This is a genomic window from Polaribacter sp. (assembly GCF_051251875.1).
GTDB lineage: Bacteria > Bacteroidota > Bacteroidia > Flavobacteriales > Flavobacteriaceae > Polaribacter.
This window is the reverse complement of sequence record NZ_JBPOGL010000021.1, coordinates 1-25,344: the sequence shown is the minus strand read 5'-3', so window position 1 is coordinate 25,344 and position 25,344 is coordinate 1. Positions and strand designations below refer to the sequence as shown.

Here is a 25,344-nt window from a genome sequence, read left to right as displayed (position 1 = left end):
CTTAATTGTTGTTTAAGTTTGTACCAAGACCGGTAATTAACGCTCCTTTTTTAAGAATTGTTTCTCTTTCTATTTCTATGAGGGAAACTTTATAAATTGCTGATGGATATTGCTTTCCTCCTAAAGTGCCCCAAATAAAATTGAGTTCTTCAAATGAAGGTGTGTATAAATCAACTATAAACCTGAAGTTTTTAATATTTAACATATCACCTTCGCGCTTAAAATTTGTATTTGCTTGTGTAAACACTCTTTTGCCTTGAAAAAATTCTATTACTTTAGATAAACTTTTTAAGGATTCTTTATAGGCTGAATTATTAGCACTAAACAATAAATATAAATTTAGATTTATTTTAGGATTTTTATAAGAAACATCGGTACCATTAATAGTATGATTGGATACATTTTTAAGAGTAGCTTCTTCTTGTGTATTTAATAATGTTAACACAACTCCATTAGTTTCAGTATCTCCGTCTTGATCAATATTTGCAATATTTTCAAGAATCACAAGATTTGTAACTAAATAGCTATTTATCTCTTCTTTTATAACTTGTAAGACTTCAAAAATCATATAAACAGTGTTTGGTTAGTTGTGTATATTTTGAAAATTAAAACTACTCTATAAATCTAAAAATCAATAAGGTAAAACCCTCTTTTAATATAGGATTATCCCTAATTGTGAGAGAATCCTCTTTTAATTTTGAAATTTTGTTACTTAAGTTGAAAAGGGGAAAAGCAAATTTTTTTATTGAAACAAAAAGGGTTTTTTATGTTGATAAAAAACCTTTTATTTTTACTTAAAAATCAAGAATAATGAGATTACTAGTATGGATTTGAGCCCTAATTGCAGAATTTTAATTGCAAAAATAGAAATACCTATTTTATCATTATTTCAAGTGTCTCATTTATCAATCTCTTGACTTCTATAAAGTTATTAAAAAATTAACTATTTTAATGCTATTTTTGAAGCTATTTTAATAGGTATTTATACCTGTTTTAATTATTAAGTATTTATACAGTAAATCAATAATCTTGATAAACTAGATTACTTATATAAAGTGTAAAACATTTTTTATATACTGTTAAAAACCTTTATCCTAAACTATTGTTTTAGGTATTATTTTAATACAATTTTTATACTAGATTTACATATCAATAGCAACATAAAAAGAAAAACATGTTGTGTTAAAAGTTGTTTTATTCTTACTTTTAAAGAGAACTTCTGTAAAGTTAAGCAAAGCCACCATATTCATATATATTTGCAAATATTATTATTTTAATTATATGACAATTCAAGATCTAGTAGGTACATTTTCTATTATTGGTAGCAACCAAGATTCTGATGAAAACTCTTATAAAGGAGAGCTTACTTTATCTTTAGATGAATACCATAGAATTATTGCCAAATGGAATATTAGCGAGTCTCAAGAGCAATTTGGAGTAGGTTTTTTTAAAAACAATATTCTTGTCATCAACTTTAATTATACCGGTTTTGAAGATAAACTGTATAAAGGAGTTGTGGTATATAAATGTTTAAACAAAGATATTTTAGAAGGTTTTTGGTCTGAGGAACTTGGAAATCCAAATTTTTTGGGAACAGAAAATTGTTTTAGAGTAAAAAACTCTAAAACAATTTTAAATTAATTTATTTAGGCACACTTGCTTTATAAATTTCTACCTCTGAAATTGTATTAATTTGATAAGCTGTATTTGCTTTTATCAAAACAGATTCTCCTTTATTTAAAGTTATAGACTCATTATTTTGTGAAACAGTCCCGTTTCCTTTTAAAGCCATTAATATTTCTACAGAATTAGAAATAGCACTATATTCTACAGTATTTACCAACTCTATTTTACTCAATTCAAAATCTCTTGCTTTGGTTTTATAAACAACCTCACCGTTCGCTTTATTTTTAATTCCGTTTAAAATATTAGGGATGGTTTCTTCAAATTTTGTATTCTTAATAAGATCTTTAACATCTATATGTTTACTAGTTAATCCTGCTCTTAAAACATTATCTGAATTTGCCATTAACTCCATATTTACACCTTCTAAATACGCATGAGGTACACCTGCATCTTGAAAAATAGCTTCGCCTCTAGATAAATTTAAAATATTAAAAAAGTAGATAGAAAAAATTCCTTTGTCTATATCTTCTGAATCTTTATTATCTAAAGATTTAGCCGCCCAATATGCTGGTGAAGATTTATCTAATTCATGATTCCTAAATTTTGGAAGAATTCTTTTTACCAAAGGCCTAAGAATAGCATTTACCTCCTCTTGAGTATATTCCATTACTTTTTTATATAGACCTAAATAACCATCTTCTAAAAAAGTATTTAATAAAAAACTTAACTCAACTGTTTCTTTTAAATTTTTTACCAATTTTTCACTCCCTAAAAAACCATGCAACAACCAAAAATCTGTTAAAGCAACCATTATTTCTGGCTTGTGATTTTCGTCTTTAAAATTTCTATTGCTTGCCGTTAACGGAATTCCTAGTTCATTTTCTTTTTTATAGCCTATTTTAGCTGCAGAAATACTTGGATGCACTTGTATTGAAAGCATTTTATGAACATCTAAAACCTTAAATAAATAAGGAATTTTACCAAAGGTATTTGCTACTTCTTCTCCTAAGTTTGCAATTGGGTTTTCATTTAGAAATATATCTAAAGAAACACTGCCTTTATTAGTAATTACATTTGATGGCGCTTTTAAATGAGCTCCTAACCAGTATTCTGCATAAGTAGTATTAGCATCTGCACTTTCAGAAATTAAATTAGGAATAAAGCTTTTTCCACCCCAATCGTAATTTTGAACTTTTCCTTCAATTCTAAATAGTTTATTATCTAAGTTTTCCATATCTAATTTTAAAATCTAATAATTTTATCAAGAAAATATCCTTTTTTAAATAAAACTCTTGTATTCATTTTTAACTACTATTATTACGAACTTCTCTATGATTTTGTAATGAAAATAATTTTGGGTGTCAAGTGTATTTTGAGTTGATATTTTTAAAGTATGATAAAAATAGAACACTTGATTTTCCTGTTTGTAAAAATGATTTTCTTACATTTAAAATAGAAATATCAAATTTAAAAGAATCTTTTAATTTATCTTAAAAATTTAGACTTTAATATCATTAATTTTTCAGTTAAACAAATTGTTTCACTGTATTCAATTACATGTATTATAAAGGAAGGTTAATTACTATTCTTGTTCCTTTGTTTTTTTCAGAATTGATAAAAAGTCGTCCGTTTATATAATTAATACGCTCATTCATAAACAAAAGTCCCATGCCTTCTCCAGACTTTTTTTCTTTTATTTTATCCATTTCAAACCCCAAACCATCATCTTGCACAGTAATACTTAATAATTCTTCACTACTATTTACTGATATTAAAATATAATTAGATTCGGCATATTTAATAGCATTGTTTACAGCTTCTTGTGTAATTCTATACAAGTTTGTTTCCACCAAAGAATCTAATCTGACATTAAAATTTGTTTTATTTTCAAACAAAATATTTTTACCCGTTAGTTTAGACAATTGTGTTGTAAGTGTTTGTAATGCAGACCCAATTCCATGATCTGTTAATTCTGGTGGGGTTAAATTAAAAGTTGCCCTTCTAACACCATGAATAATTTGTTTAGAAAGAATTTTTAAATTCTCTATCTTTTTTTCTGATGCTTCTAAATTATCTATATTAATAGATTCTACACTAAATTTTAAGGCAGTTAACATTTGCCCTATGCCATCATGAATATCTTTTGCAACTCTTTTTCTTTCCTCTTCTTGGGCTTCTATAATTTTACTAGATATTAGTTTTTGAGTGGCTATTTGTTCATTGTATTTATCTTTAGATAGTTTTTCAAACTTCTCTTCATTTTGTTTCTTTTTGGTAATATCTGAACATAAAATAAGAGTTTTCTGCTTTAGATTTATATTTTTTAAAGGCAGTATAGACATCTCTAACCAAGCATTCTCATCTCTTTGAGTAATAATTTCTATCTCACCCTCCCAAATACTTCTTCTATTTCTAATAAGCTCTTTTAAATAAATTTGTTGTCCAGAATCTTTTGTAATTAGTTCTTCTACAGCGCCCTTAACATGTGCCGTTGAAAAGCCCAAAAGGTTTCTAAATTTTTTACTCATGTACAAGGCCAATCCATCAGAATTAACACTTACAAATAACGCCGCATTATCTATAACATAATTTAATTCTTGTAATTCCTGTAAAGATTCTTCTTTAGAAATATACATTTCTTCTAATTCTGATGCTTTTTCCATAACATCTTGCTTAGAACGTAATAAACTATGAATAGTATCTCTTATTTTTAATGAAATAGGTATAAATAAAAAGATAATTTCGAAAGCAAGAATTAATAACGATACGCTTAATAATATAGTTTCTAAGAGTCTTAACTTTTTAACTTTAGATGAACTTATATCATCATATTTAAAAACAATTTCATCCATTTTAGACAAAAAATCGTCTTCATTGTCTAAAATAATTTCTAAACCTTCTGTTAATTCTTCAATAGAAAACTGCGGATTTTTTTCTAAACTTAATAGTAGATTTCGAACAACCTCTTCAATCGGTTTGAAAAATGCATCTAATTCTTGATACATTTTTGCAATTTCTTTGGTGTTCTCTTCTGGCAACTCTAAAATCTCATTTCCGTTTTCTAGCCGTTCATGATATTCTACCCAAAGCAAATAAGTACTTTTAATTGCTGCTAGCTTTTTCTGTCTTTCTGAAGGATTGTCTGCGTCTTTTAAAAGTAAAATTTCTTTTGTTAATTTCTGACTCAACATGCGCTGACGCCCCGCAATATTTATAATTCTAGAATCATTTATTTGCGTACTTATATGATGCTGAATTAATACTTGAGAAATAATAATAGTTAATGCTATTGCCAAAAAAGCAAATAGATACAATCTTCTCAGTTTTTGGAAAATTTTAGTATCTAAAACTATGTTTTTTAAGGCTTTATTCACAAAATATATGCACAAATATTAAGCTAATGCTTTTGAAATTAATTGTGTCGATTTTTCTGAAAATTTTAATTTCAAGGCTGCTTCATGCCCAGCATCAGACATTTTTTTCCAGGTTTTTTGTAAGATATCTATGATTTTTTCATCCGTATGTTTCGCTGCAAATTCTTCGAAATAATAATCTAGAAAAACCAAACAAGTTGTATCTTCTAACGCTTGTGCTTCTTCGTTTTTCTTAATGAGTTTTTTTAAGATAATTTTTTGAACCCTGTCTACAAACTGATCATCAAAACCTACTTGTTGTAAGATATCTCCAGTAATATCTGCATGCATTTTTTTTAAGGTCTCGCGCCATTTTAAATAACCAACTTTATCCATAGTATATTCTTTTCTTGCTATTTTCCAACGACAAATATGTTGTGCCCTTACCGAAATTTGTAGTGCTTTAGATGCATTAGGATTAAACTGAAGCAACTTTCTTGTCATCCTTTGAGAATATAATAACTCTTTAGGATATTCTAACCCAGAAACTTGGTAGGTATTTGGGTCTTCGGCATTTTTTTTATCTATGATTGCAATTGCAGTTTCAAATCTTGTTGGTTTCATATATAGCTTTATTCAGAAAAGCCAATATACACATTTTCTGCTTCAATCTTTACAGGATAGATAGCAATAGGTGCTAAATCTGCATTTAAATTTTCGCCAGTTTCTAATGAAAACGTTTTTTTATGCAACGGACATGCTATTTTAGGAATCCCTTTATGGTCTCCTAACATGCCTCTAGACAATACCATTTCTTGTTTTTCTGGCGATAAATTCTGGCAAGCATACCATTTATTTAATCTAGAAAAATTAAAAACAGCAATTTGCAAATCTTTATATTTTACACATGCTCCTCCATCTTTTGGAAATGCATTTACAGAAGCTGCTTTAAACCAAACTTTTACTTCGTCTTCTTTTACTGTTTTATATTTTAAAAGTAATGTGTCCATAATTATATGTATAATACCTAATTAATTTTAAATTTCTATTTGATATGTTCTCGATACAAAATTTTTAAAAAAGAAATTTCACTTGAACTGACAACTCTTTGTATTCGTTTTCGATACTGTCACATCAAGTCATTTTGCTTTTTTTACAAAATTGTATCGAGATGTATTTTGATTAATCTTTCCAGAGTTCTGGCATTTTTTGATCACGTAATGGAACAAATACTAAATTATCATCTCTATCATCTGAATTCACAAAATGTTGAAAACGCTTTTTAGTTTCATCATTCTCTATGGCTTGTTTCCACTCACACTCGTAAGCTTCAACTAAAAATTGCATTTCTTTTTCTAAATCATCAACAATATTTAAACTGTCTTCAATAACAATTTTTTTCAATTGCTCTATACCTCCTTCTAACTTGTCTAACCAAGCAGCGGTACGCATTAAAGGAGCAGCAGTTTGTATGTAATAAATTAAGTAACGATCTAAATATTTTATAACCGTTTCATTATCTATTTTTTCTGCCAATAATTGCGCATGTTTAGGTGTTGCTCCACCATTTCCACCAACATAAAGATTCCAACCACCTTCAACAGCAATAACACCAAAATCTTTACCTCTAGCTTCTGCACATTCTCTAATACAACCAGAAACACCACCTTTTAATTTATGAGGAGAACGCAAACCTTTATACCTATTTTCTAATTCTATAGCAAAAGAAATACTTTCATCTAAACCATAACGGCACCATGTAGAACCAACACAACTCTTTACTGTTCTTAGAGATTTTCCATACGCATGTCCGCTTTCAAAACCAGCAGCTATTAATTCTTTCCAAATTGCAGGCAAATCATTTAATTCTGCTCCAAAGAAATCAATCCTTGCACCACCTGTAATTTTTGTATATAAATTATATTTAGATCCTATTTTACCTAAAACAATTAAATCTTCTGGAGTAATTTCTCCACCAGCAATTCTTGGTACTACAGAATACGTACCATTACGCTGAATGTTTGCTAAGAATTTATCATTGGTATCTTGAGTAACATCTTCTTTATTTGGCGTTACATTATACAAACTGGCCAAAATAGAAGACACTGCAGGCTTACAAGTCTCACAACCATGCCCAGATCCGCAAGTATCTAGAATTTCATTAAAAGAAGTTAGTTTTTTAGCTTTTATAATTGCGTATAATTCTTGACGACTGTATTCAAAATGCTCACAAAGCACATTCTTAACCGTTTTACCTAGAGATTTTAATGTTTCATTTACTAAATCTGTAACCATTGGTTTACAACCACCACAACTTGTACTTGCTTTTGTTGATGAAATAACCTCAGCTAAATCTTCACAAGAACCATCCTTTATAGCACCACAAATCTGACCTTTACTTACATTCTCACAAGAACAAATTTGTGCATTATCTGGTAAATCTAAAGCACTACCAAAAGCACCGCCTTCTGTTGCTGGTAATATTAATTGTGCAGGATCTTCAGGAATTGGCATTCCATTTAAATATACTTGATGCAACATATTATAATCTGATGCATCTCCTACTAAAATTCCTCCTAATAGACTTTTACCATCTAAACTAACATTAATTCTTTTGTATAAATGTTTTGTTTTATTTTCAAAAATTACTGAATGTCCTTTTGATGCTGGCATAAAAGGTTCTCCAAAACTTGCTACATCTACCCCTATTAATTTTAATTTGGTAGACATATCTATTTCTGCTGGCATTAATTCTTCGGTATTCCCTAAGATTTGATTTACAGCAACTCCGGCCATATCATAACCAGGTGCTACCAACCCAAAAATCATTTGATTGTACAAAGCAACTTCTCCAATTGCAAAAATGTTTGGGTCAGAAGTTTGCATTTTATTATCAACTACAATTCCGCCACGAACTCCCATTTCTAAACCACAGGTTTTACCGAGTTCATCTCTTGGTCTAATTCCGGCAGAAACCACTAACATTTCTACATCTAAAACATCATCTTCTCCAAATTCTAAACCAACAATAGCACCGTTTCCTAAAATCTGATTGGTTGCTTTACTTAAATGTATATTTAAACCGATAGACTCTAACTTTAATTGTAATACATTACTACTTCTAGAATCTAATTGTCTTGGCATTAATTTAGGAGCAAACTCTACAATATGTGGTTCTAAACCCATATCCATAACAGCTTTACCAGCTTCTAAACCTAACAAACCTCCACCTAAAACCGCCGCTCTCGCATTTGGATTTTTCGCTTTTAGTTTTGCAGCGTAGCCCAACATTCCTTCTAAATCTTCAATAGTTCTATATACAAAAACCCCTTCTTTTTCCACACCCTTAATTGGCGGAACAAAAGCCGATGAACCTGTAGCTAAAACTAAGTAATCGTAAGAAAACTCTCTTTCTTTTGCTGTTGTAACTGTTTTAGATTTTCTATGAATTTCAGAAATCCTTTCATCAACAATTAAATCAATTCCGTTTTCTTGATACCACTCTGCAGGGGCAAGCTCTAAAGCTTTTGCATCTTGATTTTCAAAAAACTCACTTAAATGAACTCTATCATACGCAGGTCTTGGCTCTTCACCAAATACAATAATTTTAAAATCTTCACCTTTATATTGAGCGGCAAATTTTTCACAAAATTTGTATCCTACCATTCCATTCCCTACAACAATAACTGTTTTCATACGTAATAATTTATCGTTTACAGATACAAAATTAAGTATAAATACGTAATAATGACTAGTATTTTTAAAAAACATTACATCTGATACGTATTTTTATGAAAAAAAAATTATCTACCCTATTAAATCATAAAATAAATAAAAAAGTTAGGGATAAAATACGAAAACAACATTCCAATAAAATCTACTTAAAACAGAATACATCAAGCATCACTATAGACATTGCGTACTTATTCAACAAATAACCTAGGTAGCCTATTTAGACTCAAATATCAAAATGCAAATAAAATATTTAATTTTTTATGATAATCATTATTTAGTTGATTCATTTTAAGATATACGTAAAAATGATCATAAATACGTATTTTTTACGTATTTTAATTGCGTATATATACGTAAAAATCTAATTTTGCCGATATAAAACTAAAAGATATGAGCAATTTAAAAATTCAAAAAGCCACAAAATTATCCTTATTTAATTTCAGTAACGTGTCTATTAAGACATTCTGGATAACATCTATTGCATTCTTTCTATGCTTTTTTGCATGGTTCGGAATAGTACCTTTTATGCCAGACGTTGTTAGAGATTTAGGATTAACACCAGATCAAAAATGGAACTCTATTATTTTAGCAGTTACCGGAACCGTATTTGCCCGACTAATTATTGGTAAGTTATGTGATAAATATGGTCCTAGACTATGTTATACATGGTTACTTATGTTAGGTGCCATACCTGTAATACTTATAGGTTTTGTACAAACTCCTTTACAATTTTTAATCTGTAGATTATTTATAGGGTTTATAGGAGCCTCATTTGTAATTACTCAAGTACACACCTCTATTATGTTTGCACCTAATATTGTAGGTACAGCAAACGCAACTTCAGCAGGTTGGGGTAATTTAGGTGGTGGAGCAAACAGACTTGGTATGCCAATTATTGCTGCCGCAGTTATTAGTTTTGGTTTAGCAGACGAAGCAAATGCATGGAGATATTCTATGATTATTGCTGGTGTTATCTGTTTTTTAATGGGTATTGTGTATTACTTTTTTACAAAAGACACCCCTAATGGAAACTTTAAAGAATTAAAAGAAATTGGTGAGTTGCCAACAACTAAAAAAGACCAAATTGGGTTTTTAGAAGTATTAAAAGATTACAGAGTATGGATACTATTTTTTGTATACGCAGCCAGTTTTGGTATTGAACTTACCGTATACGGAACCATGGATGATTACTTACAAAACACTTTTCAATTAACACGTATTACTGCCGGTAACATTGTTCTATCATTTGCTTTAATGAATATTTTTGCAAGAACACTTGGTGGTTTCTTTGGTGATAAATTCGGAAAACTAAAAGGTTTACAAGGTCGTGTATTATTTTTAGCAATTATCTTAGCCATAGAAGGTATTATGCTTACAACATTCTCTAGTATTACTATTTTACCAGTTGCCATTATATTCTTAATTTTATTTAGCTTATCTGTACAAATGGCAGAAGGCGCAACCTTCTCTGTTGTACCTTTTATCAACAAAAAAGCAATTGGTTCTATCTCTGGTATTGTAGGAGCTGGTGGTAATGTTGGTGCATTTTTAGCTGCAATGTTATTAAAATCTAAATCTGCCGTGGCAGAAAAAGTTGCTATTGCAGCAAATGAAGGAAGCAGCATTGAAGTTATAGAAACAGCACAATCTGCCGCTTCTTCTTTAGCGGTTTCTAACGGTTATTTATTAATAGGAATTATTATAATCATAACCTCTGCAACTGCATTAACTATTAAGTTTTCAACACAAGAAGAAGAAGAAAGTTTAGAAGAATTAAAGAATTCATTAGAATTATCTCTAGACAAATAAGTAATTCTAATAAAACATAAAACTAGGTAAAAGCTACTTTTTATTATAACAGAAATAAAATCTAAAATAATAAAAACGAGCTTTTACTTTAAAGAACATTAAACAAACAATATGAAAATTAAATTTACACTTTTAACCTTAACAATATTAACTTCTTTAAATTGTTTCTCGCAATTTACAATAGACGGAGAATTAAGACCAAGAGCAGAATATAGAAATGGTTATAGCTCTATTATTGCTGATGATGTAGAACCAGGATTTGGAATTTCTACAAGAACCAGATTAAATTTTGGCTATCAAACAGAAGGATACAACTTCTATGTAAGTTTACAAGATGTTTTAGTTTGGGGAGAAAATAGACAATTACTTCCGCAAGATGCTAACAATTCTTTTTCAGTATTTGAAGCTTGGGCAGATATTAATTTAGGTGCAAATTGGTCTACAAAAATTGGTAGACAACTACTTGCTTATGATGATCAACGTATTTTTGGATCAGTTGGTTGGGCACAACAAGCACGTAATCATGACGCTGCTCTTTTAAAATACAAAAAAGATAAATTTATATTAGATTTTGGTTTGGCTTTCAATCAAGACAAAGCAAACCTAGGCGGTTTCTCATCAATAGGAAATGAATACAGTACAACAGGTTTCTTCTCTTATAAAACAATGCAATACATCTATTTAAAAAACAATTGGAAATCTTTTTCAGGTAGTTTACTACTTTTAAATAATGGTTTTCAAGAATTTGATGGAGCAGGTTTGCAAGATGGTCTTAGCAACTTACAAACTATAGGTACCAACTTAGGCTACACAGTAGGAAAATTAGGACTTGCAGGAAATCTATTTTTACAAACCGGAAAAAGACAAGGAGATGTTGATGTAAAAGGAGCTTATTTAGCAAGTTTAGATGCAACCTTTAAAGCCTCTAACAAAGTAGTTTTAGGATTAGGTGCAGAATCAATAAGTGGTAACGATGCAAATGCCGGAGAAACCGGAGCATTTTTTCCATTATTTGGTACAAATCATAAATTTAATGGATTTATGGATTATTTCTACGTAGGAAATCACGCAAATTCAATTGGTTTATTTGATGTACATGCAAGTGCTCTTTTAAAATTCAAAAACAAAGCAAGTTTACTTATAAAAGTATTAAACTTTTCTGGTGAGCAAGAATTAGCAAGCGGAGAAAAAAGTTTAGGTACAGAATTAGACATAATGTTCACTAAACCCACTAAAGCTGGTAAATTACAAATAGGGTATTCGCACATGTTTGCAAATGACGGAATGTATGAACTAAAAGGAATTACAAAAACTGCAGCTGCCAATACTCAAAACTGGGCATGGGTACAACTTACAATAAGTCCTAAATTTTTAAATACTTCAAAAAAATAGAACTCTTTTTTTTTAATTGAACGATAAAACCTGGGAAGGAGACTTCCTGGGTTTTATTATTTTTAATTATGTAAATTTGCACAATTAAAATCATAAAAATTACGAATTCTTATGTCTATAAAAATTGTATTAGCTGATGATCATGCCATTGTAAGAGATGGCATAAAATACTTACTAGAAGAAGAAAAAAACATAGAAATTATTGGAGAAGGCTCAAATGGAATTGAAGCTCTTGAATTGGTTACAGAAAAAGAACCAGATCTTTTAATTATAGATGTTAGAATGCCAGAAATGAACGGTATAGAAGCTGTAGCTTTATTAAATAAAACGCCAACTAAAACAAAAGCAATTGTTTTATCTATGCATGATTCTGAAGAGTATATTTTAAAATCAATAAAAGCAGGAGCCAGCGGTTATTTGTTAAAAGATACCGATAAAAAAGAATTTATAAAAGCCATAAATACAGTGTATAATGGTGGTAAATATTTTAGTGGAGACATCTCTAATGTCATTGTATCTAATTTTTTGCAAAACTCTACTAGTCAAAACCAAGAAGTAAAGGAAAAAAGCGAACCAAAACAATTTGGATTAACAAAAAAGGAAAAACAAATACTACCACTTATTTTATCAGGAAAAACAAATTCTGAAATTTCTGAAATCTTAAAAAACAGTAAGCGTACCATAGAAACGCATCGTTTTAATATGATGAAAAAAATGAACGTTAAAAACCTTATGGAACTTTCTGCAAAGGCTTCTAAATATAATTTAGAATAAACCCAACCTCATTTTTATCAATAAAAACAAGATTTAATATCAATTTCATAAAAAAAGTATTTAATTTTTAAGGAATAAAAACTACGTATTAATACGTAATATTGTATTTTTGATGATATAAAATATCAAAGAAAAATATGTCAGCAATTAAATCTTATAAAACTATTTGTTCTTATTGTGGTGTTGGTTGCGGCATCATTGTAAATAAAGACTCAAAAGGAAAAATAGAAGTTGAAGGAGATAAAGATTACCCAGTAAATAACGGTATGTTATGTTCTAAAGGGATGAATCTTAATTACGTGGTGCAAAACACCGATGATAGAATTCTAAAACCTCAAATGCGATGGAGTAGAAATCACCCAATGCAAGATGTAACTTGGGATTCTGCATTAGATAGAGCAGCTGCAGTATTTAAATCTATCATAAAAAAACACGGACCAAATAGTGTTGGTTTTTATGTTTCCGGACAATGTTTAACAGAAGAGTATTACATTATAAATAAATTAACAAAAGGTTTTATTGGTACCAATAATATAGACACAAACTCTCGTCTTTGTATGAGTTCTGCGGTTGTTGGTTATAAAAAATCTGTGGGAGATGACGCAGTGCCAATTGCTTATGAAGATATAGAATTGGCAGATTGTTTTTTAATTGCCGGAGCAAATCCTGCTTGGTGTCATCCTATTTTATTTAGACGATTAGAAAAACACAAAGAAGAAAACCCGAATGTAAAAATTGTAGTTGTAGATCCTAGAAAAACACAAACTTGTGCCATTGCAGATTTACACTTACAAATAATTCCGGGTACAGATGTAGTCTTATATGATGCCATTGCAAAACGCTTAATTGAAAAGAATAAAGTAGATAAAAAATTTATTAAAAATCATACATCAGATTACGAAAAATTAAAAGAACATGTTTTAAAAACATCTCTTGTAACCGCGGCTAAAATATGTGGTATAACTGTAAATGAAATAAAAAAAGCAGCACAATATATTGGTCAGTCTATGGGCTTTATTAGCATGTGGACCATGGGTTTAAACCAAAGTGTAATTGGTGTTGATAAAAACACTTCTTTAATTAACTTATCTTTATTAACTGGTCAAATAGGGAAGCCTGGCGCAGGTCCTTTTTCGTTAACAGGACAACCAAACGCAATGGGTGGTAGAGAAGTTGGCGGAATGGCAAATTTATTAGCTGCTCATAAAAACTTAGCAGACCCTGTTCATAGAAAAGAAGTTTCAGATTTTTGGGGAGGTGAAGAAATTTCAGAAAAACCAGGTCTTACAGCAACAGAAATGTTTGATGCTTTAAATGCCGGAACTTTAAAAGCTATTTGGGTGGTTTGTACAAATCCGGTGGTGAGTTTGCCAGATTCTCTTATGGTAGAAAAGGCATTAAAAAAAGCAAATTTTGTAGTTGTACAAGATATTTCTCATAAATCAGAAACAACTAAATATGCAGATTTATTATTACCTGCTGCAGGTTGGTTAGAGAAAGAAGGAACCATGACCAATTCCGAAAGAAGAATTAGTTATTTAGAGAAAGGAATTGAACCTCCAGGAGAAGCATTACCAGATGCAGAAATCTTTACCAGATTTGCTCAAAAAATGAATTTCAAAGGTTTTGATTATGAAAATGCCAGCGAAATTTTTGATGAACATTGCATCCTTACCAAAGGAACTCCAATAGATATTTCTGGTCTTTCTTATGATAGACTAAAAAACGAAGGTAGTTTTCAATGGCCAGTACCACACAAAAATCATAAAGGAACTGCTAGATTGTTTACGGATAATCAATTTTTAACGGATGATAAAAAAGCACATTTTAACGTTCCAAAGCAAACAGAAAATCAATCTGAAAAAACATCAGAAGATTTCCCTTTAGTGCTAACTACCGGACGAATTAGAGATCAATGGCACACAAGAACAAGAACCGGTAAAGTAAATAGATTAGATACCCACATTCCATCTCCTTTTTTAGAAATGAATGGTGTAGATGCTTTTGAGAGAAATTTAAAAGAAGGTGATGTTGCCATTATAAATAACCCAAGAGGTGAAGTAAGAGTAAAAATTAAATTTGGTTTCGATATTAGAAAAGGAGTTGTTTTTATGCCAATGCATTGGGGTAAAGTTTTAGGCAATGACTTTGGTAGAGCAAATAATTTAACCAATAATTTAGTTGATCCAATATCAAAAGAACCAGATTTTAAATTTAGTGCTGTACAAGTTGTAAAGTACAAAAAAGACGTTCAAAAAATATGTATTATTGGCGCTGGTGCAGCCGCTTATAGATTTGTACAAAACTATAGAGAAAAAAATGAACAAGATGAGTTGGTTGTTTTTTCTAAAGAACCAAATCCTTTTTATAACAGAGTTTTATTACCTGAGTATGTAAGTGATGAGCTTTCTTGGGAAGAATTAGAAAAGTTAAAAAAAGGAGAAGTAGACAAATTAAATGTACAGTTACTATCCGGCGTTTCTATTAAAAACATCAATAAAGAACAGAAAATAATTACAGACAACAACAACCAAGAACATAGTTATGATACATTAATTATGGCAACTGGTAGTAGAGCTTTTGTGCCAAATAACGCACAATTAGAGCTACCTGGTAGATTTACTTTAAGAAGTAAAATAGATGCAGATAGATTAAAAAACCATCTAGATAACACCGGATTACCAGAAGAAGAACAACATGTTGTTATTGTTGGTGGTGGTTTACTTGGCTTAGAATTAGCAGCAACTCTGTCTAAGAAAAACATCCAAATTACCATTATACAAAGAGCTTCAAGATTAATGGAACGCCAGTTAGATTCTATTGCAAGTCGTCTTTTGGCAGAAGATGTACAAGACAGAGGTATACAAACCTATTTTGACAATGAAGTAAATACCGTTTTTGACAATGAAGAAAAAAATGGTTTAGAAATAACATTAAAAACTGGTAAAATTATTTATAGCAATGCCATTGTTTATGCCATTGGTACAAGACCAAATATAGAACTTGCAAAACAATCTAAACTAGAAACTAGAAGAGGTGTTATTGTAAATCAGCATTTAGAAACTAGCGATCCTTCTATTTTTGCTTTGGGAGAAATTGCTGAATTCAACAATGCTCTTTATGGTATTACTTCTGCTGCAGAACAGCAAGCAGCCATTGCTGTAGATTATATTTTGGGAGATTTAAGCAGCATATATGCAGGCTCTGTTCTTATGAACATATTAAAGTTTGAAAACTTAGACTTATGTAGTATTGGCGTTGTAAGTGCTCCTAAAAATGATCCTTCATTTGAAGAAATTATTTTTACAGATGTTAACAAACGTTATTACAAAAAATGTATAATCAAAGATGATAGATTAGTTGGTGCTGTTTTAATGGGCGATAAAAATGAGTTTGCCGAATTTAAAACCTTAATAGAAGATGAAATTGAACTTGCAGATAAACGGGAAGTGATATTAAGATCTAACAAATCTGCCGTTCCTGTTAAGGGTAAATTAGTGTGTACCTGTAGCCAAATTGGCGAAGGAAATCTACAAGAAGAAATAGAAAAAGGATGTTCTGATTTTAATGAATTATGTAAACTTACAGGTGCTGGTTTAGGCTGTGGAAGTTGCAAACCTGAAGTAAAAGATATTTTAAAAATGAGTTTAGCTAAAGTATAATTATGGAAGATTTAAAAAGAGTTTTTATAAAAGGTGGTATTTTATCGCCAAGTGAATTAAAACAAATTATAGACTATGCAGAATCTCTAGGTTTAGATGCTTTACATTTTGGTTCTAGACAAGATATTATATTTCCAAAACACACCTCAAATAAAGAAATTGAAAGTCAATTTCCTAAATTGAGTACAAGCATGATTTCTGATACTGAATACAGTAATATTGTTTGTTCTTACGTTTCTGCAGATATTTTTTTAAACACTTCTTGGCTTAGTGGTGTAACCTATTTATATATTATTGAAAGTTTTAAACATCAACCAAAATTAAAAATAAATATTACCGATCCTAAACAACAATTAGTACCGCTTTTTAGTGGACAATTAAATTTTATTGCCTCGCAACATGAAGATTATTGGTATTTAAATTTAAAGTTACCTCACTGGGAAAAAGCTATTTATTATCCTGTGCTTATCTATAGTTGGGACATCTCTAAAGTAGCCAAACTAATCGAAGAAATTTATACAGATGCAGATGATGTAGAAGAATTATTTATGCTGATAAATAATCAAATTGAAACCAATAATAGAACTATTGAAACGCCATTAAAAGTTGATTTTAAACCTTTTCCTTATTATGAAGGAATGAATAAAATGGAAATGAATCAATATTGGTTAGGATTGTATTGGAGAAATAACAGGTATTATTTATCATTTTTAAGAGATTTTTGCGATTTCTGTTTAGATAATAGAGTAGGTAAAATCTGTATTACCCCTTGGAAATCTTTTATAGTAAAAGGGATTCCGAAAGCTAGTAAACTAATGTTAGAAAAGTTGCTAGGAAAATCTGGTATTAATATACGTCATTCGCTTTTAGAATTAAACTGGCATTTGCCTGTAAATGATGACGCCGCATTGTCTTTGAAAAAATTTATAGTTCAAAATTTTGATCAGAATGATATTAGTACGTATGGTTTAACCTTTACAATTGCTAATAATGAAGATAAAAATATTTACTTTACTTCTATTGTTGTAGAAAAAAATAGCTCTCCTACCATTGTAAAAGACTTTAAAGTAAGAGACACGTATAATGTTTTGTACTGCGAAAACTTTAATCCGAATACTCAAAAATACAAAGTATATGCACAAGATGTGGATAAAATTGAGCTTTCTGGATTATTAATGGAATTGAGTAAAAAATATTTTGAAGAATTTGGAAATGAATCTATAGACGAGGATAATTCAGAAAAAAACAAACAAAAAATAGTAAAAACAACAGCCTATCAATGTGCTGATTGCTTAACCGTTTATAGCGATGTTTTTGGTGATGAAAAAGCAAATATAAAACCAGGAACACCTTTTGAAGAATTAGAAGATTCTTACAATTGCTCTGTTTGCGAATCTTCTATTAAAACATTTAAAATGATAGAACTTTAAATATCTTTTTAATTACAAACAAACCTATTAAATTAATAATAGGTTTGTTTTTGTTACTTGTAAAGAATTACCTGGAATTAGGCATTTTTATTTTCTTTCACTTTTTTATCCTTTTTTACCACTTTTACTTTCTTTTTCTTGGGCATTTTTCCTTTAATTCTATCCTTATCTGCATTTATGTCTGTCATAAATTCAGCATTAAAAGTATGTTCTTTGGCTAGTTTTATATAGCCCAATGCTTTTTTATACTCTTTTAATTGCTCATATAAAATGCCTTTTTTTAAATACAAAAGTGCCTTATCAGATCCTTTTACAGTTAAACCAAAATCTATAAACTCTTCAGCTTCTTTGTAATCTTCATTCCATAAAAGGGTGTTTATATACGGTGTATATACTTCAAAAGCTTTAATATTTTCTGCTAATGCTTGTTTAAAAAAAATAATTGCTTCTTCATATTTATACAATTTTTCTGCATAAACTCTCCCCATTAAAGTCAATGCCATTGTATTTTTATCATCATAAGACAATGCGTAGTCTAAAGCTTCCATTACTTCCTCTAAATCATACGGATAACTTTCTAATGCTTTAAATATGTAATTATTAACTAATGTTCCCATTTTGTTTCTCTTTTAAATTCTCTTGGCTTCTTAAAACCCAGTTAAAAGTAAATAAAACCTTTTAACTGCGTTCAAAGAAACAATATTTTATAATTCTAATTGTTTTATTAAATCTTTTTTAAGCCGATTTCTTTTTTGCTTAAATGATTTTTCTTTTTTCATTTGTTTAAAATCCGATCCTGTAAAAACTTTAATAGGATTTCCTCTTTCTAATTGCTGATGATTATCCCAAATACTTTTTAATTGAAGCTTCGTTTTTTCAACATTATAATTTACAACTTTTTCTTGTAATCTTTCAATAGCAATTTTTTTATTTTGATGTTGAGATCTACTATCCATTACCAACACTTGCATGCCACTTTTTACATGCTTTGCTCTTATTGCAGAACTTACTTTATTTACATGCTGCCCTCCTGCTCCAGAACTTCGTATTGCTTGAAATTCAATTTCATGCTCTTTCAATTCTAATGATGCTACAACAGCTACTTCAAAACAACCAATAAACCAATTTTTACGTTTGTAATTTTTTCTAAATGTTGAGTTTCCTATCCACTGAATTGTACCCAACCAATTTGCTAAAAAACCAGCAAGATCTTTACCTGTTACTTGTATACTTACAGATTGCACAGTGCCATTTTCTACTCCATTCTCTTTATGTAGAATTGTATACTTTATAGTATTATTACTCAATTCTTTTAGAAATATCTTTAACACCTTAGCCACTGCAAAAGTACATTCTATGGGTCCTTTTCCTGCTGATATTTGTATTATTTTTTGTGTCATTTTTTTATTAAATTTTCTAACTACTTTTTGCTTGGCTAATTATCTTAATCACTAACCTAAGAGATTACAATTTTTCAATTTCGCTCTAGTCAGACTCCATTCCTTTTGTTTTTTTTTCAAAAAGATAGTGTATAAAGCCCTTAAAAACCCCAAAAACTACGTAGCCATTCTTACAATTTTAGGCGTAAATGTGCCCAATACTTCTACCAATTCTTGCTGATTTGCCATCACCTTTTTTATGTTTTTATAAGCCATTGGTGCCTCATCTATTCCACCACCAATTAAGGTTACATTATTCATTTTAAGTTGATCACTTACATCACTTTTTGTAAATTTTTCTTTACACTTTTTACGTGAATGTTTTCTACCAGCACCATGTGAAGCCGACTGTAAACTATCTAAATTTCCTAAACCGCGCACAATAAAACCTGGTGCTGTCATAGAGCCAGGAATAATACCCAACGCCCCTTTTTGGGCGGGAGTTGCTCCTTTTCTATGCACAATACATTCTTTACCATTTACAGTTTCTTTCCAAGCAAAATTATGATGATTCTCTATTTTTACAATTGGTTTTGCTCCTAATTCTTTGGCAATTCTATCGTGAATATTATCATGACATGCTTGGGCATAATCACCCGCTAAATTCATAGCCATCCAATATTCTTGTCCGTCATGCGTACTCATATCTAACCAGGCTAAATGCTGTACATTTTTTGGTAACGGACATTGTTTTGTTGCCAAATATGTATAATGTTTAGCAATATTTGCTCCCAAACCTCGTGATCCGCTGTGCGATAAAACTCCTATATATTCTCCAATTTTTATGCCAAATTCTAGATGCTCTTCTGTAATTGAAACAGAACCAAATTCTACAAAATGATTTCCTCCTCCAGAAGTTCCTAATTGTTTAAACGCTTTATCTTTTAAACGTTTTATAAGCGGAATTTCTGTAAATTCATCTCTATAAAAAATCTCATGATCTTGTTTTTTAACATGCGTTTCTCGCATTCCGAATTTTGTGTGATTCTTTAAAATATTTTCTAATTGATGCACTTTTCCTTTTAAAAAAGAAACCGGAATTGCATATACAGTTAAACACATTCTACAGCCAATATCTACACCAACTCCATAAGGAATTACCGCATTTTCCGTAGCTAAAACACCACCAATTGGTAAACCATAACCATAATGTGCATCTGGCATTAACGCACCTTGCACAGCAATTGGCAATTTTAAAGCATCATACAATTGAAATTTTGCTTGCTCATCTATTTCATTTTCTCCATAAATAGAAAAAGGAACTCTTGTATTTCTTAATTGATGCATTTTAACTGCTACTGGTTTCACCAAACCTTCTGCAACTTTTCCCCAAATAGCATTTCCTTCAAACTTTTCTGGGTGTTTTAACACCTCTTTTGCTTCTTCTAAAATGCGTTCTTTTTTCTCTCTTTTTCTGTATCTGTTTATTTGCCCTAATGCTATATTGATACTATTATTCTTAGGAAAGCCTAATTTTATAAGGTCTTTTCCTTTTAATTTATTTCCCATGATTTTAATTTTGAGATGTTTTATTTTTAGAAACTCAACTTTCGGTTGATTCCTTTTTTTTTAGTTTCATGTCTTCCCAGGCATGACAATCATTCGGAAATTAATTAAAGAAAAATAGCCATAAAAAAAGTCCGAAATTAATAACTTCGGACTTTTCATATAGATAGTGTTTGCTATTTATGTATGTGAAAGTCGCGAAGTAAACAATAAAAAGAACCTAGTTCTCCTTGTATGTTTTTATGATGTAGATAATTGAACATTGTACTTCGTGTTTATGCTGATCTTTTCTCAGCGATTATTATTATTGTTAATTTGACAAGTTCTGTATTAAATTGCCGTTGCAAAGATGTAACAACTTTTTGATATACACAAATAAAATTAAAATATATTTAACTAGAAATCAATAAGTTAACTCAAATTCAACCAATAGATTTCCTGTCCGAATTTATTCAGAAACAGTGCACATAACTAACTCATTGATGTTGTGATATGTATTTAACAGGCATACATTGCTTTGGCATTTAATACTCTTTAGAAAAATCAATAAAAAAAACGTCCAAAAATGATTTTTTGGACGTTTTTACTATTTTATGAAAGATATTCTCTAGAATATATACTTAAATAGTCGCAATATGCGCCCGTTTTTATGTTGTTGATATATATTCATAGGTGAAATATTTAATTTATTTTACTAATTTGAACTGCAAATATGCATTAAATTTTATAAAATCACTAATTTTAAATAAAATTGGCAGGTTTTATGCCTTTTAAATTTGATAATAATTTTCTATAACTACAGCTAAAAAAACAATTGGAAGTCATAAAACTTCAAAAAAAAAGTGAAACTTTCGTTTCACTTTACTCATTTTATGCTTGACCTGTTGGTCCAAAATTCATAGGAATTGGAGGCTGTTCATAATCTTTTATTTCACCATGTTGCTCTTCAAACTTTCTCACATTATCTGCCAATGCTTTTGTTAATCTTTTTGCGTGTTGTGGTGTTAAAATAATTCTAGATTTTACTTTTGCCTTTGGTACACCTGGCATAATATTAATAAAATCTACAATAAATTCTGACATTGAATGATTAATAATTGCTAAATTAGAATACGTTCCTTCAGCTATTTCTTGATCTAATTCAATATTTATTTGTCCTTCTTTGTTTTGATTTTCTTCCATAGTTTGTCTATATAATTGTTGAATTGTGTAACCTAATTATTGTGAAAAGTTACAAAAAAAAAGTTGAATTGAATAGTGTAAATACGTTACCCTAAACAATTCAACTTTTAAATACTTAAACGTTTACACGTTATTTATATTAGAAACTTTTTTCTATTTCCTCTTTAGGACCTACAATTAAGTTGTCATAAGCTCTCATACCTGTACCTGCTGGAATTCTCTTACCAACAATTACATTTTCTTTTAAGCCTTCTAATGTATCTATCTTACCATTTACAGCCGCCTCATTTAATACTTTGGTGGTTTCTTGGAAAGAAGCCGCAGAAATAAATGATTTTGTTTGTAAAGAAGCTCTTGTAATACCTTGTAAAACTTGTTCTGCTGTTGCAGGTTTTGCATCTCTTGCTTCTACTAAGTTTTTGTCATTTCTTCTTAATAAAGAATTTTCATCTCTTAATTGACGCGCAGAAATAATTTGCCCAGCTTTTAAGTTTTCAGAATCTCCAGCATCTTCAACAACTTTCATTCCGTAAATTGCGTCATTGTCTTGAATAAAATCAATTTTATGAATTAATTGATTTTCTAAGAATAATGTATCACCAGAATCTATAATTCTAACTTTACGCATCATTTGACGTACAACTACCTCGAAATGTTTATCGTTAATTTTCACACCTTGTAAACGATATACTTCTTGTATTTCATTTACTAAATATTGCTGTACTGCAGAAGGTCCTTTAATTCTTAAAATATCTGAAGGAGTTGTTGCCCCATCAGATAACGGCATACCAGCTTTAATAAAGTCATTCTCTTGAACTAAAATTTGGTTAGAAAGTTTTACTAAATACTTACTAATATCTCCAGTTTTAGATTCTACAATAATTTCTCTATTACCACGCTTAATTTTACCGAAAGAAACTACACCATCAATTTCTGAAACCACAGAAGGGTTAGAAGGATTACGTGCTTCAAATAATTCTGTTACACGAGGTAAACCTCCAGTAATATCTCCTGCTTTACCAGATTTTCTAGGTATCTTAACAAGTGTATGTCCAGACTCAACTTTATCTCCATCACTTACCATTAAGTGTGCACCCACTGGTAAACTGTAAGAACGTAAAGCATTACCTTCTTTATCTTCAATAATTAATGAAGCAATTATTTTCTTGTTTTTAGAATCTGTAATTATTTTTTCTTGGAAACCAGTTTGCTCATCAACATCTACAGAATAATTAATACCCTGTTCTAAATTATCAAACTTAACTTTACCTCCAAACTCAGAAACAATAACACCATTAAATGGATCCCATTGACAAATTACATCTCCTTTTTTGATTGATTTTCTATCTTTATCGAAGATATAAGAACCATAAGGAATAATATTTGTACTCTGAGTAATTCCAGTTTTCTTGTCTATAATTTTAATTTCCGCAGTTCTTGAAATTACAATTTCTACTTCATTATCATCATTGTCTTTTCCAAAAACAGTACGTAAATCTTCAATAACAACTTTACCTTCAAACTTTGCAGTTAATTTGTTATCTTCAGAAATATTACCCGCAACCCCACCAACGTGGAATGTACGTAATGTTAACTGTGTACCAGGTTCTCCAATAGATTGTGCTGCAATAACACCAACTGCTTCACCAATTTGTACTTTACTTAACGTTGATAAACTTTGACCGTAACATTTAGCACAAATTCCTTTTGTAGATTCACATGTTAATGCAGATCTTACTTCTACAGAATCAATACCAGATGCTTCTACTTTAGAGGCTAATAAACCAGTAATTGGTTGATTAATTTCTAACAATAATTCATCGGTTAAAGGATGATATACATCTTGTAAAGAAACTCTACCATCTATTCTATCTGATAAAGATTCTACAATCTCATCATTTTTCTTTAATGGAGTAACTTCTAAACCTCTTAATGTACCACAATCTTCTTCGTTAATAATAACATCTTGTGAAACATCTACCAATCTACGAGTTAAGTAACCAGCATCTGCCGTTTTTAAAGCCGTATCTGCAAGTCCTTTACGCGCACCGTGCGTAGAGATAAAGTATTCAAGAATAGATAATCCTTCCTTAAAGTTAGAAAGAATAGGATTCTCAATAATTTCTCCACCACCAGCGGTAGATTTTTTAGGTTTTGCCATTAATCCACGCATACCTGTTAACTGACGAATTTGTTCTTTAGAACCCCTTGCACCAGAATCAAGCATCATGTATACCGAGTTAAACCCTTGTTGGTCTTCTCGTAAATTTTTCATTGACAATTCAGTTAATCTATTATTAGTAGAACCCCAAACATCAATTACTTTATTATAACGTTCTTTTTGAGTTAAAAGACCCATGTTATAATTGGCAACAATTCCATCTACTTCTTTGTTTGCCTTCGCAATCATAGAAGCTTTTTCATCAGGAATAATAATATCTCCTAAACTGAAAGATAAACCACCTTGGAAGGCAAATTTATATCCCATGTTTTTTATTTCATCTAAGAAATCTCCTGTTGTAGGAATATCAGTAGCTTTAATAATACCACCAATAATTCCTCTTAAGTTTTTCTTAGTTAAAACTTCATTAATATAACCAGCTTTCGCAGGAACAACTTCATTAAATAAAACTCTACCAACAGTAGTTTTTATAATTTTTCTTACTTGTTCACCGTTTTCATCAACATCATACGTTCTAACTTTAATTCCGGCATTTAAATCTACCTTTTCTTCGTTAAAAGCAATAGTAACTTCTTCTGGAGAGTAAAAAGTTAATCCTTCTCCTTTAATTGGTACTTCTGGAGTAGAGATTCTTTCTTTAGTCATATAATATAAACCAAGTACCATATCCTGAGAAGGTACAGTAACTGGTGCACCATTTGCAGGGTTTAAGATATTATGAGAAGCTAACATTAATAATTGTGCTTCTAAAATAGCTTCTGGTCCTAATGGTAAGTGAACCGCCATTTGATCTCCATCAAAATCGGCATTAAATGCAGTACACACTAATGGGTGTAACTGTATTGCTTTACCTTCAATTAATTTTGGTTGAAAAGCTTGTATACCAAGTCTGTGTAAAGTAGGAGCCCTGTTTAATAAAATAGGATGTCCTTTAATTACATTTTCTAAAATATCCCAAACAACTGGTTCTTTTCTATCTATTATTTTCTTTGCAGATTTTACTGTTTTTACAATTCCTCTTTCAATTAGTTTTCTAATTACAAAAGGTTTGTAAAGTTCTGCGGCCATATCTTTTGGAATACCACATTCAGATAATTTCATTTCTGGTCCAACAACAATAACAGAACGTGCAGAATAATCAACACGTTTTCCTAATAAATTCTGACGGAAACGTCCTTGTTTACCTTTTAATGAATCTGATAAAGATTTTAAAGGTCTGTTAGATTCAGTTTTTACTGCAGATGATTTACGTGT

Annotated in this window: 17 protein-coding genes; 6 read left to right on the top strand and 11 right to left on the bottom strand. The window is 30.1% G+C overall.

Annotated features, from left to right (window positions below):
- Position 1: 1 nt before the first annotated feature.
- Entirely contained in the window at positions 2–568 is a 567-nt protein-coding gene (locus tag ACSHW5_RS10530) for a DUF4255 domain-containing protein (RefSeq protein WP_435676092.1), read from the bottom strand.
- Positions 569–1,281: 713 nt separating this feature from the next.
- Here ACSHW5_RS10530 and ACSHW5_RS10525 point away from each other — a divergent pair.
- Entirely contained in the window at positions 1,282–1,641 is a 360-nt protein-coding gene (locus tag ACSHW5_RS10525; protein WP_435676091.1) for a hypothetical protein, read from the top strand.
- Between the two features lies 1 nt (position 1,642).
- Here the strand turns inward: ACSHW5_RS10525 and manA are convergent, their stop codons facing one another.
- The 5 genes from manA to nirB all read right to left on the bottom strand — a co-directional run bounded on the left by manA (position 1,643) and on the right by nirB (position 8,675).
- On the bottom strand, positions 1,643–2,860 hold the full coding sequence (gene manA / locus ACSHW5_RS10520; protein WP_435676090.1) for a mannose-6-phosphate isomerase, class I: 1,218 nt from the start codon (positions 2,858–2,860) through the stop codon (positions 1,643–1,645).
- A gap of 328 nt (positions 2,861–3,188) precedes the next feature.
- The gene (locus ACSHW5_RS10515; protein ID WP_435676089.1) at positions 3,189–4,922 is read right to left on the bottom strand and encodes an ATP-binding protein; all 1,734 of its coding nucleotides are present in this window, start codon (positions 4,920–4,922) and stop codon (positions 3,189–3,191) included.
- A gap of 96 nt (positions 4,923–5,018) precedes the next feature.
- Positions 5,019–5,603 carry a DUF4202 domain-containing protein gene (locus ACSHW5_RS10510; RefSeq protein ID WP_435676088.1) on the bottom strand — a complete coding sequence of 195 codons (585 nt, stop codon included), beginning with the start codon at positions 5,601–5,603 and terminating at the stop codon, positions 5,019–5,021.
- A gap of 8 nt (positions 5,604–5,611) precedes the next feature.
- Entirely contained in the window at positions 5,612–5,989 is a 378-nt protein-coding gene (gene nirD, locus ACSHW5_RS10505) for a nitrite reductase small subunit NirD (RefSeq protein ID WP_435676087.1), read from the bottom strand.
- Positions 5,990–6,161: 172 nt separating this feature from the next.
- Positions 6,162–8,675, bottom strand: a complete 2,514-nt coding sequence (gene nirB / locus ACSHW5_RS10500; protein WP_435676086.1) for a nitrite reductase large subunit NirB — start codon at positions 8,673–8,675, stop codon at positions 6,162–6,164.
- Between the two features lie 429 nt (positions 8,676–9,104).
- Between nirB and ACSHW5_RS10495 the strand changes: the two genes are divergently transcribed.
- The 5 genes from ACSHW5_RS10495 to ACSHW5_RS10475 all read left to right on the top strand — a co-directional run bounded on the left by ACSHW5_RS10495 (position 9,105) and on the right by ACSHW5_RS10475 (position 17,781).
- The gene (locus tag ACSHW5_RS10495) at positions 9,105–10,523 is read left to right on the top strand and encodes an MFS transporter (RefSeq protein ID WP_435676085.1); all 1,419 of its coding nucleotides are present in this window, start codon (positions 9,105–9,107) and stop codon (positions 10,521–10,523) included.
- 111 nt (positions 10,524–10,634) lie between these two features.
- A complete protein-coding gene (locus tag ACSHW5_RS10490) occupies positions 10,635–11,915 on the top strand; it encodes an alginate export family protein (protein WP_435676084.1) in 1,281 nt (426 codons plus the stop codon).
- Positions 11,916–12,026: 111 nt separating this feature from the next.
- Positions 12,027–12,689 (top strand): response regulator transcription factor, encoded by a 663-nt coding sequence (locus tag ACSHW5_RS10485; RefSeq protein WP_435676083.1) that lies wholly within the window; start codon positions 12,027–12,029, stop codon positions 12,687–12,689.
- A 137-nt stretch (positions 12,690–12,826) separates the two neighbouring features.
- Complete coding sequence (locus ACSHW5_RS10480) at positions 12,827–16,351, top strand: molybdopterin-dependent oxidoreductase (protein WP_435676082.1); 3,525 nt, start codon at positions 12,827–12,829, stop codon at positions 16,349–16,351.
- 2 nt (positions 16,352–16,353) lie between these two features.
- Positions 16,354–17,781 (top strand): rubredoxin, encoded by a 1,428-nt coding sequence (locus ACSHW5_RS10475; protein ID WP_435676081.1) that lies wholly within the window; start codon positions 16,354–16,356, stop codon positions 17,779–17,781.
- Positions 17,782–17,858: 77 nt separating this feature from the next.
- Here ACSHW5_RS10475 and ACSHW5_RS10470 read toward each other — a convergent pair whose 3' ends face one another.
- The 5 genes from ACSHW5_RS10470 to rpoC form a co-directional block, all read right to left on the bottom strand.
- On the bottom strand, positions 17,859–18,398 hold the full coding sequence (locus tag ACSHW5_RS10470) for a tetratricopeptide repeat protein (RefSeq protein WP_435676080.1): 540 nt from the start codon (positions 18,396–18,398) through the stop codon (positions 17,859–17,861).
- 87 nt (positions 18,399–18,485) lie between these two features.
- Complete coding sequence (gene prfH / locus ACSHW5_RS10465; protein ID WP_435676079.1) at positions 18,486–19,181, bottom strand: peptide chain release factor H; 696 nt, start codon at positions 19,179–19,181, stop codon at positions 18,486–18,488.
- A 156-nt stretch (positions 19,182–19,337) separates the two neighbouring features.
- Positions 19,338–20,729, bottom strand: coding sequence for an RtcB family protein (locus tag ACSHW5_RS10460; RefSeq protein ID WP_435676078.1), 1,392 nt, complete (start codon positions 20,727–20,729; stop codon positions 19,338–19,340).
- 867 nt (positions 20,730–21,596) lie between these two features.
- On the bottom strand, positions 21,597–21,908 hold the full coding sequence (locus ACSHW5_RS10455; protein ID WP_435676077.1) for a DUF3467 domain-containing protein: 312 nt from the start codon (positions 21,906–21,908) through the stop codon (positions 21,597–21,599).
- Between the two features lie 139 nt (positions 21,909–22,047).
- Positions 22,048–25,344, bottom strand: a 3,297-nt coding sequence (gene rpoC / locus ACSHW5_RS10450) for a DNA-directed RNA polymerase subunit beta' (protein WP_435676076.1), incomplete at its 5' end; no start/stop codon positions are given.